The sequence below is a fragment of the Pseudomonas cannabina genome (genome assembly GCF_900100365.1).
In the GTDB taxonomy this organism is placed as follows: domain Bacteria; phylum Pseudomonadota; class Gammaproteobacteria; order Pseudomonadales; family Pseudomonadaceae; genus Aquipseudomonas; species Aquipseudomonas cannabina.
The window spans coordinates 4,478,769-4,493,360 of the sequence record NZ_FNKU01000001.1; the positions used below are offsets into that span (position 1 = coordinate 4,478,769).

General features: G+C 60.9%; 13 protein-coding genes. 5 read left to right on the forward strand and 8 right to left on the reverse strand.

Annotated features, from left to right (window positions below):
• The first annotated feature begins 158 nt into the window (after positions 1-158).
• The 4 genes from lgt (at position 159) to BLT55_RS33545 (ending at position 3,169) form a co-directional block, all read left to right on the forward strand.
• On the forward strand, positions 159-971 hold the full coding sequence (lgt, locus tag BLT55_RS21260) for a prolipoprotein diacylglyceryl transferase (protein ID WP_055000456.1): 813 nt from the start codon (positions 159-161) through the stop codon (positions 969-971).
• 52 nt (positions 972-1,023) lie between these two features.
• Positions 1,024-1,995: a thymidylate synthase gene (locus tag BLT55_RS21265; protein WP_055000457.1), complete on the forward strand. Its 972-nt coding sequence runs from the start codon at positions 1,024-1,026 to the stop codon at positions 1,993-1,995.
• 76 nt (positions 1,996-2,071) lie between these two features.
• Complete coding sequence (locus BLT55_RS21270) at positions 2,072-2,269, forward strand: hypothetical protein (RefSeq protein ID WP_005737084.1); 198 nt, start codon at positions 2,072-2,074, stop codon at positions 2,267-2,269.
• Between the two features lie 3 nt (positions 2,270-2,272).
• Complete coding sequence (locus BLT55_RS33545; protein ID WP_055000458.1) at positions 2,273-3,169, forward strand: hypothetical protein; 897 nt, start codon at positions 2,273-2,275, stop codon at positions 3,167-3,169.
• A 21-nt stretch (positions 3,170-3,190) separates the two neighbouring features.
• Here BLT55_RS33545 and cadR read toward each other — a convergent pair whose 3' ends face one another.
• The gene (gene cadR / locus BLT55_RS21280) at positions 3,191-3,637 is read right to left on the reverse strand and encodes a Cd(II)/Pb(II)-responsive transcriptional regulator (RefSeq protein ID WP_055000459.1); all 447 of its coding nucleotides are present in this window, start codon (positions 3,635-3,637) and stop codon (positions 3,191-3,193) included.
• A gap of 85 nt (positions 3,638-3,722) precedes the next feature.
• Here cadR and BLT55_RS21285 point away from each other — a divergent pair, with 85 nt between their 5' ends.
• Positions 3,723-5,987: a heavy metal translocating P-type ATPase gene (locus BLT55_RS21285; protein ID WP_055000460.1), complete on the forward strand. Its 2,265-nt coding sequence runs from the start codon at positions 3,723-3,725 to the stop codon at positions 5,985-5,987.
• A gap of 236 nt (positions 5,988-6,223) precedes the next feature.
• On the opposite strand, the gene hutG is transcribed toward BLT55_RS21285, so the two are convergent.
• The 7 genes from hutG to BLT55_RS21320 form a co-directional block, all read right to left on the reverse strand.
• Positions 6,224-7,024, reverse strand: coding sequence for an N-formylglutamate deformylase (gene hutG, locus BLT55_RS21290; RefSeq protein ID WP_055000461.1), 801 nt, complete (start codon positions 7,022-7,024; stop codon positions 6,224-6,226).
• A gap of 13 nt (positions 7,025-7,037) precedes the next feature.
• On the reverse strand, positions 7,038-8,243 hold the full coding sequence (gene hutI, locus BLT55_RS21295; RefSeq protein ID WP_055000462.1) for an imidazolonepropionase: 1,206 nt from the start codon (positions 8,241-8,243) through the stop codon (positions 7,038-7,040).
• A 15-nt stretch (positions 8,244-8,258) separates the two neighbouring features.
• Positions 8,259-9,635, reverse strand: coding sequence for an amino acid permease (locus tag BLT55_RS21300; protein ID WP_055000463.1), 1,377 nt, complete (start codon positions 9,633-9,635; stop codon positions 8,259-8,261).
• A 102-nt stretch (positions 9,636-9,737) separates the two neighbouring features.
• Positions 9,738-11,285, reverse strand: a complete 1,548-nt coding sequence (gene hutH, locus BLT55_RS21305) for a histidine ammonia-lyase (protein ID WP_055000464.1) — start codon at positions 11,283-11,285, stop codon at positions 9,738-9,740.
• 55 nt (positions 11,286-11,340) lie between these two features.
• Entirely contained in the window at positions 11,341-12,882 is a 1,542-nt protein-coding gene (locus tag BLT55_RS21310; protein WP_055000465.1) for an HAL/PAL/TAL family ammonia-lyase, read from the reverse strand.
• Positions 12,883-12,894: 12 nt separating this feature from the next.
• Complete coding sequence (locus tag BLT55_RS21315) at positions 12,895-13,725, reverse strand: quaternary amine ABC transporter ATP-binding protein (protein WP_055000466.1); 831 nt, start codon at positions 13,723-13,725, stop codon at positions 12,895-12,897.
• Positions 13,722-14,573 carry an ABC transporter permease gene (locus tag BLT55_RS21320; protein ID WP_007252759.1) on the reverse strand — a complete coding sequence of 284 codons (852 nt, stop codon included), beginning with the start codon at positions 14,571-14,573 and terminating at the stop codon, positions 13,722-13,724. Before BLT55_RS21320 ends, BLT55_RS21315 begins: the two co-directional genes overlap by 4 nt.
• Between the last annotated feature and the right edge of the window lie 19 nt (positions 14,574-14,592).

The window sequence follows — 14,592 nt, forward strand, 5'->3', positions numbered from 1 at the left end:
CGTGGGAGCGATACCGCACGGCTGGACACATCAGGCGGATCTTTTTTCACTTTGTTCAGCCAGCTTCCATCGGTCGCCGCTAGAGCATCCTGCCGGGCTCCGGTAACATGCGCGCCTGATTCAGTCGCTCGCTAGAGCGTTCCAATTGAGGATTCGCAATGCTGCCTTACCCGCAGATTGACCCGGTAGCCGTCGCTATCGGCCCGCTGCAAATTCACTGGTACGGTTTGATGTACCTGGTCGGCATCGGTGGCGCCTGGCTGCTCGCGTCGCGTCGTCTGAATAAATTCGACCCGACCTGGACCAAGGAAAAGCTCTCCGACCTGATTTTCTGGCTGGCCATGGGCGTGATCGTCGGTGGGCGGCTGGGCTACGTGCTGTTCTACGACCTGTCAGCGTACATCGCCAATCCGCTGCTCATCTTTGAAGTCTGGAAGGGCGGCATGGCGTTCCACGGCGGCTTTGTCGGGGTCATGATCGCTGCCTGGTGGTTCGGCAAGCGCAATGGCAAAAGCTTCTTCCAGCTGATGGACTTCGTCGCCCCGCTGGTGCCGATCGGCCTGGGTGCCGGGCGTATTGGCAACTTCATCAACGCCGAGCTGTGGGGCAAGCCGACCGACGTGCCGTGGGCCATGGTTTTCCCGCCGTACAGCGACCCTGCGCAACTGGCGCGCCACCCGTCGCAGCTGTATCAGTTCGCGCTGGAAGGCGTCGCACTGTTCATCATCCTCAATCTGTACGCCCGCAAGCCGCGCCCGACTATGGCTGTTTCCGGCATGTTCGCGCTGTTCTACGGCATCTTCCGCTTTGTGGTCGAGTTCGTCCGCGTTCCTGATGCCCAGCTGGGTTATCTGGCATGGGGCTGGGTCACCATGGGTCAGATCCTCAGCCTGCCGATGATCATCGCTGGTCTGTTCCTGATCTGGCTGGCCTACAAGCGCGACCCGGCTGCCAGCAAGGCAGCGGTTTAACACCGAAACGCCGGGTCACAATGCCCGGCGCGTTCAACAACGCAGGTGATTTATGAAGCAATATCTGGAACTGGTCGCCCACGTCATCAAGCACGGCACCTTGCAAGCCAACCGCACCGGCGTGAACACCATCAGCTTTCCGGGTGCCATGCTGCGTTACGACTTGCAGGAAGGTTTTCCGGCGATCACCACCCGCCGCATGGCATTCAAATCCGCCATCGGCGAGATGGTCGGTTTTCTGCGTGGCGTGAGCAATGCCGCTGAATTCCGTGAGCTGGCCTGCAAGGTCTGGGACCAGAACGCCAACGAAAACGCTCAATGGCTGAACAACCCGTTCCGCAAGGGCGAGGACGATCTGGGCGAGATCTATGGTGTGCAATGGCGTAAATGGCCAGCGTACAAGCGCATCGACGCGGGCAACGTGGCAGCCATCGAACTGGCGCTCGGTCAAGGTTATCGCCAGATTGCCGAATCGGAAGAAGATGGCCAGTCGTTCGTGGTGCTGTACAAGGCCATCGACCAGATTCGCCAGTGCGTCGACACCATCATCAATGACCCAGGCAGCCGCCGCATCCTGTTCCACGGCTGGAACTGCGCCCAGCTCGATGAAATGGCCCTGCCGCCGTGCCACCTGCTGTACCAGCTGCACCCGAACCCGCAAACCCGCGAGATCTCCCTGACGCTGTACATCCGCTCCAATGACCTGGGCCTCGGTACGCCGTTCAATCTGACCGAAGGCGCGGCACTGCTCAGCCTGATCGGCCGCCTGACCGGTTACACGCCGCGCTGGTTCACCTATTTCATCGGCGATGCCCATGTGTACGAGAACCATCTGGACATGCTCAACGAGCAAATGACCCGCGAGCCGTACCCAATGCCAAAACTGGTGATTTCCGACCGCGTGCCTGAATTCGCCAAGACTGGCGTTTATCAGCCTGAGTGGCTGGAGCTGATCGAGCCCTCGGACTTTTCGCTGGAAGGCTACCAGCACCACCCGGCGATGACCGCGCCGATGGCGGTCTGAGCCCGTAAGAGAGCGAATCTAGCGCTGTGCTATAGTTTCAGCGCACACCCCCTGACCCTGTTCAATGGAATCGACTATGTTTTTCAATCGGATTGGACATCGTAGTGATACGAAGAAGGCTGAAGACGCAGCCCTCATGCAGGCAATCAAGAGCATCGACACTCTTGTAGTAAGGGGTGGTCGCATGTCCATGGACGCCAAAGAAATCGAAGGCTTGGTTCGTTCCTCCCGCGATAAGGCTAAAAAACTGGTCACTGCGCAAACCGAATCCTGATAAATGGCTTTTTTACTTCTGTTGCCACTACTCGTCAGTGGCTTTCTGGTGTGCCTGAAGGATCCCACCGTTTATTGCAGGCTGCATCGCTATGAAGGCCAGATGCTTTACTTGCTGGTGGGGCGGTATGGTATTTACTGCTTTCTGGCGGCCATGTTTGTAACCGGAGCGTTTGCAGGCCTGTTCTCGCATGACTGGGGTGTGTTATGCCCCCAGTGGCTCCAGACGGCAAACGCGGCCTCGCCAGTCTGTTTTGCCGTGAACACCGATTTCATGGGCGCTTTAGGTCAAATGGGGCAGGACTTCGACATCACTGGCAGGAATTTTAGCCAGGTGGGTGTGTTCCTTGCCCTGGCAGGTTTACTGACCTTGGCGATGCCAAGCCTGGGAGCTTTTCTTACTGTGAGGATTCTCAAGTGGCAACTGGGCGCCAGTAAAAAAGAAGAAATTGCGGTCTATCTGCTGGGTGAGTCTGTAGAGCACAGCCCTATCTGCTCGACTCTTTTCGATGCGTTTGTCGAAAAGGACGAAGTAATGATCACGATGGAGGATCGAAAGGTCTACGTCGGCTACATCATGGACGTCGGGGCCCCTACCGAAGTGACGGGTGTGAATCAGGAGATTCTGCTCATACCTACCGTCAGTGGCTATCGGGATAAAGACACCCTTAAAGTCGTTTACACGACTGATTATCCAAGCGATACACCGCTCAGGCCTATTGGTTTTCGGCAGGAAAATATCGTCTCGATCAGCGTATTCAGCGAGGAAGTACGCGAAGCGTTCAAGCGCGTTGATTCTGAGCGGGCGGGTGAAGAGGCTGCGAAAGAGAAAGCTGCCAAAGATCAGCTCGTAAAGGCGATCGCTGAGCTTGAGGCGGTGGTGCAGGCTGCACAGCGTTAAACGAGAGATGTCAAACCCACCTCAATGCCCATGACTCCTGCCCACATGTGAAGCCTCGCCCTCGGGCGCTGCAACAGCGCCCGTCACTTCCAGCCTCTCCAGTATCGCGCAGTGCTCTGCCACGCCATCGCTGCAGCGGCGGCGCAGGTCGAGCAGTTGTTCCTGGAGTGCTTGCAGGCTGGCGACCCGGGCGTTGACGTGTTCGATGTGTTCGTCGATCAGCGCATTGACGCTTTCGCACTGGTCTTGCGGGCTGTCGCGCAGATTGAGCAGGTTGCGGATTTCTTCCAGGGTCATGTCCAGGCTGCGGCAATTGCGGATGAACGACAGGCGTTCCATGTGCGCCTGGGTGTACAGCCGGTAGTTGCCGTCGCTGCGGGCGGGGGCCGGCAGCAGGCCTTCGCGTTCGTAATAACGGATGGTTTCGACCTGGGTGTCGGTCAGTTTTGCCAGTTCGCCGATTTTCATATGGACTCATCTCGATTGAGTGCTTGACCCTATAGTGGCTACAGGGTGTTCACTTGGCAACAAGCAGAATCCTGGAGCGCAAAAAATGAGCACGACCATCAAGAATCCACCCGCACATGACCACGATCATAACCATGATCACGGGGCGCACGAACACGAGCAGAAGCCCGTAGAGCCTGCGCATTCGTGCTGCTCCAGCGATGCGCAACCTGCTGTGGTGACGTTTACCGATGCGCCGACATCCGGTAGCCGCTTGAGCAACTTCCGCATCGAAGCGATGGATTGCCCGACCGAGCAGACCCTGATCCAGAACAAGCTCGGCAAGCTGGCCGGTGTGCAGAAGCTTGAATTCAACCTGATCAACCGCCTGCTGGGCGTCTGGCATGATTTGCCGTCCACCGACCCGATTCGCGAGGCCATCAGCTCGCTGGGCATGCAGGCCGAGCCGGTCGAAGAGGGCGCTGCGCCTGCCGCATCGGCTCCTGCGCCGGCAAAACACTGGTGGCCATTGGCTTTGTCCGGCGTGACAGCACTGGGCGCCGAAGTGGTCCATCTGGCTTCGCTCGGGCCGACCTGGGTCGTTGCACTGCTGGCGCTGGTGTCGATTTTCAGCTGTGGGCTTACCACCTACAAGAAGGGCTGGATCGCGCTGAAAAACTTCAACCTGAACATCAATGCCCTGATGAGCATTGCGGTGACCGGCGCGATTCTGATCGGTCAATGGCCGGAAGCGGCGATGGTGATGTTTCTGTTCACCGTGGCCGAGTTGATCGAAGCCAAATCCCTGGACCGCGCCCGCAACGCGATCAGCGGCCTGATGCAACTGACGCCGGAACTGGCGACCGTCAAGCAGGCGGACGGCAGTTGGCAGGAAATTGAAGCCAAAAACGTCGAACTGGGCGCTATTGTCCGAATCAAGCCGGGTGAGCGCGTCGGGCTGGACGGTGAGGTGGTGTCCGGGAACTCGACCATCGATCAGGCCTCGATCACCGGTGAAAGCCTGCCGGTCGAGAAAACCATTGGCGATAAAGTCTTCGCGGGCACTATCAACCAGGCGGGGTCGCTGGAGTATCGCGTCACCGCTGCGGCGAACAACTCGACACTGGCGCGCATCATTCATGCGGTGGAAGCGGCCCAGGGTTCGCGCGCGCCGACTCAGCGTTTTGTCGACAGCTTTTCGCGCATCTATACGCCGGTGGTGTTCGTTGTCGCCTTGGGCGTGGCGCTGATTGCGCCGCTGTTTTTTGGCGGCGAATGGTTTGACTGGATCTACCGGGCGCTGGTTTTGCTGGTCGTCGCGTGCCCATGTGCACTGGTGATTTCTACGCCGGTGACCATTGTCAGTGGTCTGGCAGCCGCAGCGCGCAAGGGCATTCTGATCAAGGGCGGCGTTTATCTGGAGATGGGCGAGAAGCTTGATTACCTGGCCCTCGACAAGACCGGCACCCTGACCCACGGCAAGCCGGTGCAGACCGACTACATGCCGCTGGACCCAACGGTCGCCGACAGTGCACCGGCCATCGCCGCGAGCCTTGCCGGTCGCTCCGATCACCCGGTGTCTCAGGCAATTGCCAAGGCCGCTGACGACAGCCTGACGTTGCACGAGGTGACTGCATTTGAGGCCTTGGGCGGGCGGGGCGTGAAGGGCGAAGTGAACGGCCAGATGTATCACCTGGGCAACCACCGCTTGGTCGAAGAGCTGGGGCTGTGTTCGCCAGAGCTGGAAGCTAGGCTGGATGCGCTGGAAATGCAGGGCAAGACCGTGGTGCTGTTGCTGGATGCGTCCGGTCCGATCGCGCTGTTCGCAGTGGCCGATACGGTGAAGGAAACCAGCCGTGAAGCCATTGCTCAGTTGCATGAACTGGGTATCAAGACTGTCATGCTGACCGGCGATAACCCGCACACCGCCAAGGCGATTGCCGATCAGGTCGGGATCGATGAGGCGCAGGGCAACCTGCTGCCGGCCGACAAACTGAGTGCCATCGAAGCGCTTTATGCGCGCAATCATCGCGTGGGCATGGTGGGCGACGGCATTAATGACGCACCGGCACTGGCACGAGCCGAGATTGGTTTTGCGATGGCGGCTGCGGGGACTGACACGGCAATCGAAACGGCGGATGTCGCCCTGATGGACGATGATCTGCGCAAGATCCCGACGTTCATTCGGCTGTCTCGCCAGACCTCGGCGGTGCTTAAACAGAACATCACCTTGGCCATCGCGACCAAAGTGCTGTTCATCGGTATCACCTTTGCGGGGATGGCGACCATGTGGATGGCCGTGTTCGCCGACATGGGCGTGAGTTTGCTGGTGGTGTTCAACGGGTTGCGATTGCTCAAGAATAAGTCTTGAAGAGCCCGGAAGACAGGGCTTTCAGGCTTCTGCCCGAAGGGCGTGGGAGCGAACTTGTTCGCGAAGACGGTGGTTCAGACGATGCATTTTCGGAGAATATGCCGGCTTTTTCGCGGACGAGCGAAGCGTCGCCCGGTCCTCTCCCACGGCCTTCGGCCAGAAACAAAAGCAGACTTTGTTATCGCTCCCACGCTCCGCGTGGTAGCGCCTTTCTGGACGCTCTGCGTCCGACGTTGTCAGCCAAACCGCTCCTGCCCCCAGGCAATAAAGGTTTTCAGCAGCGGTTTGAGCACGGCGCGAGTCGGTTCGGCCAGGTCTGGGCGGTAGTGGAAGGGCACGAACTCATCCATGTAGGTGCTTTGCGCCAGCTCCAGTTGCACGGCGTGGATGTTGTTGGCCGGGTCGCCGTAGTGGCGGGTGATGTGGCCGCCCTTGAAGCGTCCGTTCAGCACATGGCTGTAATCCTTGGCCGCTGCGCAGACCTGCTCCATTCGACTGGCCAGTTCCGGGTCGCAACTGACCCCGTTAAAAGTGCCCAGATTGAAATCCGGCAGCCGACCATCGAACAGGTGCGGAATGTGTCCGCGAATCGAGTGGGCGTCGAACAGCAGCGCATAGCCGAACTCATCGCGCATCCGCTGCAGTTCCTGTTCCAGCGTCTGGTGATAGGGCGTCCAGATCTGCTCCAGATACCGTGCGCGCTCTTCGGCACTCGGCGTCTGGCCTTCCTTGAACAGCGGCACGCCGTCAAACAGGATCGACGGAAACAGGCCGGTTGTTGCACCCACGTACATCGGCTTGTCGTCTGACGGCCGATTCAGATCAATGACAAAACGCGAATACTCCGCAGCCAGGGTGCTCGCGCCCAGTTCGGCAGCAAAGTCATACAGACGCGGGATGTGCCAGTCGGTGTCTGGCAGGCTCAGCGCCTCGTCCACCAAAGCCGCTTCGACCATCGGCGTCAGCTTCAGGCCGGCATGCGGCATGCTGATCAGCAGCGGGACGCGGCCACGGTTGAATGTCAGAACGTTATCCACAGTGCAGACTCCTTCAGATCGATGACTCGACGCCGTGGCGCACGATACGTTTGTCCAGATCGCCGCCCAGCCAGTACGCCAGATCAGCTGGTCGTTCGATGTTCCAGGCGACGAAATCCGCCACCTTGCCGACCTCCAGCGAACCGTGTGTCGCGCTCATGCCCAATGCCTTGGCGGCATTGAACGTCACGCCCGCCAGCGCCTCTTCAGGCGTCATGCGGAACAGCGTGCAGGCCATGTTGAGCATCAGGCGCAGCGACAGGCCGGGCGAAGTGCCGGGGTTCAGGTCGGTGGAGATGGCAATCGGCACGCCGTGCTTGCGCAGCGCGTCCATCGGCGGCAGCTGTGTTTCCCGCAGGAAGTAGAACGCCCCCGGTAGCAGCACGGCGACGGTTCCGGCAGCGGCCACGGCGATGGCGTCGTCTTCGGTCATGAACTCCAGATGGTCCGCCGACAGTGCCTTGTAGCGCGCTGCCAGGCTCGACCCGCCCAGTGAAGAAAGCTGCTCGGCATGCAGTTTCACCGGCAGCGCCAATTGCCCGGCCGTGATGAACACCTGCTCGACCTGCGCAGGTGAGAACGCCAGGTATTCGCAGAACGCATCCACCGCGTCCACCAGCCCTTCGGCCGCCAGCGCTGGAAGCATGTCGTTGCAGATGTGCTTGATGTAGTCGTCGGCGCGGTCGGCGTATTCCGGGGGAAGGGCGTGGGCGGCCAGGCAGGTGGCGCGCACGGTGACCGGCTGCGTGTTGCCCAAACGACGGATCACGCGAAGGATCTTGCGCTCGTTCTCCAGGTCCAGCCCGTAGCCTGATTTCATCTCGACGGTGGTCACGCCGTCCTTGAGCAAGTGCCGCAGACGACGCTCGGCGCTGGCGTACAGCTCATCTTCACTGGCGGCGCGAGTCGCGCGCACTGTGCTGGCGATGCCGCCGCCTGCTGCGGCAATTTCGGCATAACTCACGCCCAGCAAACGTTGCTCGAACTCGCCGCTGCGGTTACCGCCGAACACCGTGTGCGTGTGGCAGTCGATCAGGCCGGGCGTCACCCATGCGCCGCCCAGATCGATGCAGTTGTCATGTTCCGGTTCGACCAGCTCAGCCTGAGGCCCGATCCACTCGATGAGCGCTCCGGAGGTCACGATGGCGGCATCCTCGATGATCGAGTATTTGCCGTGTGCCATGCTTGCGATGTGACAGTGTTTCCAGAGCGTTTTCATTCCGGGCCTCTCGGTTCAATAGGTTTTGTTGAGCGCCTTTGGCTTGACCCACAACCCGTAGGCGATGAGCAGCAGCACAATCCAGATTGCGCCGACGATCAAGGCTGCACGGTTGTCCGGGAAATAGCCCAGCACGCCGAAGATGAACAGCATGAATACGATCGCGGCGGCGGGCCCGTAAGGCCAGAACGGCACAGCGAATTTCAGCTGTGCGGCTTCTTCGCGGTTCATCGAACGGCGCATGGCGACCTGAGTCAGCAGGATCATCAGCCAGACCCAGACCGTGGCGAAGGTTGCCAGCGAGGCGATCAGCAGGAACACGTCTTTGGGGATCAGGTAGTTGAGCAGCACGCCGCCGAGCAGCGTCACGCCCATTACCAGCACGGTCATCCACGGCACGCCCTGACGCGACAGGCGCGCAAAGCTTGCAGGTGCCTGACCATCACGCGCCAGGCCGTACATCATGCGTCCTGCGCCGAAGATGTCGCTGTTGATCGCTGAAACGGCCGCCGAGATCACCACGATGTTGAGAATGGTCGCCGCCGAAGCGATGCCCAGATTGTCGAAAATCTGCACGAACGGGCTGCCTTGGGTGCCGATTTGCGGCCAAGGGTAGATGCACATCAGCACAAACAGGGTCAGCACGTAGAACAGCAGAATGCGCAGTGGCACGGCGTTGATCGCCTGCGGCAGGCTGCGCTGCGGGTCCTTGGCCTCACCGGCGGTGATACCGATGATCTCGATGCCGCCGAAAGCGAACATCACCACGGCGAACGAGGCGATCAGGCCAGCCACGCCGTTGGGCATGAAGCCCCCGTGCGCCCACAGGTTGCTGATGCCGATTTCAGTGCCGCTGGTCGAGCTGCCGATGCCGAAAATCATGATGCCGAAGCCCGCCACGATCATCGCCACGATGGCGCTGACTTTGAGGATGGACAGCCAGAATTCGGTTTCGCCGAAGACCTTCACGTTGTATAGGTTGAGCGCGCCGATCAGGAACACGATGCCCAGTACCCAGATCCAGCGCGGTACTTCCGGAAACCAGAAGCCCATGTAAATGCCGAAGGCGGTCACGTCGGCGAGACAGACGATGATCATCTCGAAGGCGTAGGTCCAGCCCAGCACGAAACCGGCCAGCGGGCCCATATAGCGCGTGGCGTAATGGCTGAACGAACCGGACACCGGGTCGTGAACGGCCATCTCGCCGAGTGCGCGCATCACCATGTACACCGCCGCGCCGCCGATCAGGTAGGCCAGCAGTACCGCGGGACCGGCCTGTTGAATCGCCGAGGCCGAGCCGTAGAACAACCCTGTGCCGATGGCAGAGCCCAGGGCCATGAAGCGGATGTGGCGGGCGGATAACCCGCGTTTCAAACCATCTTGTGACGTCATTTCAGGTCCATTTCATTACAGGTATGGCAAAAGCCGCGAGAGCGCCTGCATCCGGCTTCCCGCAGCGATGACCAAAGCGAGCCCTGCCAGGCTCACGGTGCATCACAGACTCGGTAGCAGACGTGCAGGAACCAGCGGGTTCAGGCAAGTGGAAGACAACAGCTGACTGGCAGCTTCGATGTCCGGTGCAAAAAAGCGGTCCTTTTCATAGAACGGGACCTTGCTGCGCAACAGGCTGCGGGCTTGTTCCAGCTTCGGAGAGGTTTTCAGCCCCTCGCGCAAGTCCAGCCCCTGGCAGGCAGCCAACCATTCTACGGCAAGAATCCCGCGAACGTTTTCTGCCATTTCCCATAACCGCTTGCCGGCAGCCGGAGCCATCGACACGTGGTCTTCCTGATTGGCGGAGGTCGGCAGGCTGTCGACACTGTGCGGATGGGCCAGCGCCTTGTTTTCACTGGCCAGCGCGGCGGCCGTGACCTGCGCGATCATGAACCCGGAATTGACGCCTCCGTTGGCCACCAGGAAGGGCGGGAGCTGCGACATATGCTTGTCCATCATCAGCGAAATACGCCGTTCGCTGAGCGAGCCGATCTCGGCGATGGCCAGCGCCAGATTGTCCGCCGCCATGGCGACCGGCTCCGCATGAAAATTGCCACCGGATATGACGTCGTTCTCGGCGGCGAACACCAGCGGGTTGTCGGACACCGCGTTGGACTCGATTTCCAGTACCTCGGCAGCCTGACGCAACTGGGTCAGGCATGCGCCCATCACCTGTGGCTGGCAGCGCAGCGAGTAGGGGTCCTGAACCTTGTCGCAGTTGCGGTGCGACTCCGACACGCCACTGCTTTCGCCCAGCAGATCGCGGTAGCAGGCTGCCGCATCGATTTGCCCGCGCTGACCGCGCGCTGCATGAATCCGTGCATCGAAGGGCGAGCGTGAGCCGAGCACCGCTTCGACAGTCAACGAACCGCAGGTCAGCGCGGCGGCAAACAGGTCTTCGCCCTCGAACAAACCGCGCAGCGCATAAGCGGTGGAAACCTGGGTACCGTTGAGCAGCGCCAGCCCTTCCTTGGCGGCGAGGGTCAGCGGTTGCAGGCCAGCAACGGCAAGTGCGTCGACGGCATTCAGCCATTCACCTTTGTGGCGTGCCTTGCCTTCGCCCAGCAGCACCAGCGACATGTGCGCCAGCGGGGCCAGGTCGCCGGAGGCGCCGACCGAGCCCTTGAGCGGGATGTGCGGATAAACCTCGGCATTGATCAGCGCGATCAGCGCATCGATCACCACCCGACGAATCCCCGAGAAGCCGCGGCTCAGGCTGTTGACCTTGAGCACCATGATCAAGCGCACGAGATCATCGCTGATCGGTTTGCCGACACCGGCCGCATGCGACAGCACCAGCGAACGCTGCAGGTTTTCCAGGTCTTCGCTGGCGATCCGCGTCGAGGCCAGCAGGCCGAAACCGGTGTTGATGCCATAGGCAGTACGGTTCTCGGCCAGAATGCGCTCGACGCAGGCAACGCTGTCGTCGATCTGCTGGTTCGCGCTGCTGTCCAGCGACAGGACAACCGGCTGCCGATGAATGGCGCGCAGCTGCGCCAGGGTCAACTGGCCGGGGATCAGGTTCAGCGTCTTGGCAGATGAAGTGGTCACGATGCAGCTACTCCTTGATTGATGTCAGCGACGGTTTTTGGCCGTCAGCTGCTTTTTATTGGTCTGGCGCATGATCGCGGCAGTGCTGGAAAACCCTTTCCAACGATGTTTCGTCTGTGAGCAGCGCAGCGCTGCTGGCGATGTCGGGGGCCAGCCAGCGATCTTCGTCGTAGGCCGGAACCCGCTCGCGCAGCAGCCGCCAGGCCATGTCCGTACCGACGCCAAAACGTTGCGTCTTTAGAAATTCGAACGCCTGCGCTGCCAGCAAATACTCGATGGCCAGAATCTGTGTGGCATTGCCCAGCACCTTGTGCAGCTTGAGCGCGGCGCTGGTGCCCAGGCTCAGGTGATCTTCCTGCAGGCCGGAGGTGACGTAGTTGTCGACCACTGCGGGCTGGGCCAACTGGCGGTTTTCCGCGCACAACGAGGCGGCGACGTACTGGACAATCATCATTCCCGAGTTGACCCCCGGCTGGCTGACCAGAAACGCCGGCAGGCCGCTGACCAGCGGGTTGATCAGGCGATCCAGCCGCCGCTCGGCGATAGAGCCCAGTTCGGCCATCGCCATGCACAGCACATCCGCCGCCATCGCTACCGACTGGCCATGCGGGTTGGCCTGAGACACCACGCGCCAGGCGTCGGGCGTGCCGAGCAGCATCGGGTTATCGGTGACCGAGTTCAGCTCGGTCTCGACCTGGCGAATGGCGTGGGCCAGTTGGTCGCGGGTCGCGCCGTGAACCTGAGGAATCGAGCGAATGCTGAGTGCGTCCTGCGTGCGAATGCCCTGGCTGCTGGCCAGCACGTCGCTGCCTGCCAACACGCTGCGCAGGTTCTTGCCCATTTGCTGCATGCCCGGATGCGGCTTGAGCGCGAGAATGCTTTCATCGAACGCATCGAGTTGGCCGCGCAGGGCTTCAAAAGTCATGGCGCCGATCACGTCGGCCCACTGGCTCAGACGCTCGGCATCGGCGATAGCCAGGCAGCTCAGGCCGGTCATGCAGGGCGTACCGTTGACCAGGCACAGCCCGTCTTTGGCGCCGAATATTACCGGTGCCAGACCTTCTTCGCTCAACGCCTGCACAGCCGGGACGATCTGCCCGCGATAACTGACCTGACCCACGCCCAGTAGCGCGATGCCAACGTGCGCCATGTGGGTCAGATAACCCACCGAACCCTGCGAGGGCACTTGTGGCGTTATGCCCCGGTTGAGCAAGGCCAGCAGCGCTTCGACCACTTGCCGGTGAATGCCGGACTTGCCCTGGCTGTAGTTGAGAATGGCGGCGCAGATGATCGCGCGGGTCTGTTCATCGGCCAGCGGCGCACCGACGCCGCAGGCGTGGCTGAGCAGGGTATTGCGCGACAGACGGCTGAGTTGTTCGCCCTCTAGCGACACGTTGCACAGCGCGCCGAGCCCGGTGTTCACGCCATACGCGCGCTCGCCGCTGAGGACGATCTGCTGCACGATGGCCTGGGCGTTATCGACTCGCGCCCATGCGGCGTCCGACAGGCGCAATGGCGCGCCATGTCGGGCCACGGCGACGACGTCCTGCCAGCCCAACGGGGCTTCACCGATGACGATCTGTTCTGCTCGCGACATCTGCAACAGTCCTTAAAGGGTGGCCACGCGGCGCTGAACGAAACGGTCCACGTAATCGTCGGCGGGCGAGTGAAGAATTTCTTTCGGCGTACCGACCTGAATCAATCGCCCGTCCTTGAGAATCGCAATGCGATTGCCGATGCGCACCGCTTCGTCCAGGTCGTGGGTGATGAACACGATGGTTTTGTGCAGGCTGGCTTGCAGTTCCAGCAACTGGTCCTGCATCTCGGCGCGGATCAACGGGTCGAGGGCGCTGAACGCTTCGTCCATCAGGATAATGTCGGTGTCTGCGGCCAGTGCTCGCGCCAGGCCAACGCGCTGGCGCATGCCACCGGAAAGCTGGTGTGGGTATTTGTTTTCGTAGCCTTTCAGGCCAACGGTTGTGACCCAATGCTGCGCGCGCTCCTGACACAGCGCTTTGCTCTCGCCGCGCACTTTCAGGCCGTAGGCCACATTCGCCAGCACGGTCTTGTGCGGCAGCAGGCCGAAGCTCTGAAACACCATGCTGATCTTGTGCCGCCGGAATTGGCGCAGGGCTTCCATGTCGTAGCGCAGGATGTCTTCGCCATCGACCAGAATCTCGCCGCTGGTCGGGTCGATCAGCCGGTTGAAGTGGCGCACCAGCGTCGATTTGCCGGAGCCGGACAGGCCCATGATGACGAAGATCTCGCCACTGCCGATTGACAGCGACAGATCGTTGACCCCGACCACGCAGTCGGTCTGCGCCAGCACCTGATCCTTGCTCTGGTTCTGTTTGATCAGCGCCAGCGCTTCCTTCGAGCGGTTGCCGAAAATCTTGAACACGTTTTTGACGACGATCTTGTTCGGTTCCACGCTACTCATTTGTGCGCCTCATGCCGTGGGCGGCCGTAGGCCTGCGTGATGCGGTCGATGACGACCGCCAGAATGACGATGGCAAGTCCCGCTTCCAGCCCGCGTCCGACGTTGAGGGTCTGAATGCCCACCAGCACGTCTTCGCCCAGCCCGCGTGCGCCGATCATCGACGCGATGACCACCATCGACAGCGCCATCATGGTGGTCTGGTTGATACCGGCCATGATGCTCGGCATGGCCAGCGGCAGTTGCACGCCGAACAGTTGTTGCCAGCGATTGGCGCCGAAGGCGTTGATCGCTTCCATCACTTCGCCATCGACCTGACGAATGCCCAGATCGGTCAGACGAATCAACGGCGGGGCGGCATAGATCACGGTGGCGAAAATCGCCGGGACTTTGCCCAGACCGAACAGCATCAGCACCGGGATCAGGTAAACGAAACTGGGCATGGTCTGCATGATGTCCAGCAGCGGCATCAGCACCGAGCGCAGGCGATTGCTGCGCGCTGAGAGAATGCCCAGCGGAATGCCGATCAGCACCGCAATGATCGTGGCGACCAGCATCAGCGCCAGGGTCTGCATCAGCTTGTCCCACAACCCGACCGCGCCGACCAGAAACAGCAGGCCGACGATCACCACCGTGGTGATGATCTTGCGCGTCGCGTGCCAGGCGATACCGCCGACTATGATCAGCATCAGCCACCACGGGGCCATGCGCAGCAGGCTTTCGAGGTTGACGATGGCCCACAGCAGGGTGTCGGAGATGTGCCGGAACACATCGCCATACTGAGTCACCAACGAGTCGACCCCGTCGTTGACCCAGTTGGCGATCGAGAAAGTGAAGCTTTCAGGGAACATAAGCGGCTCTCAAATGAGG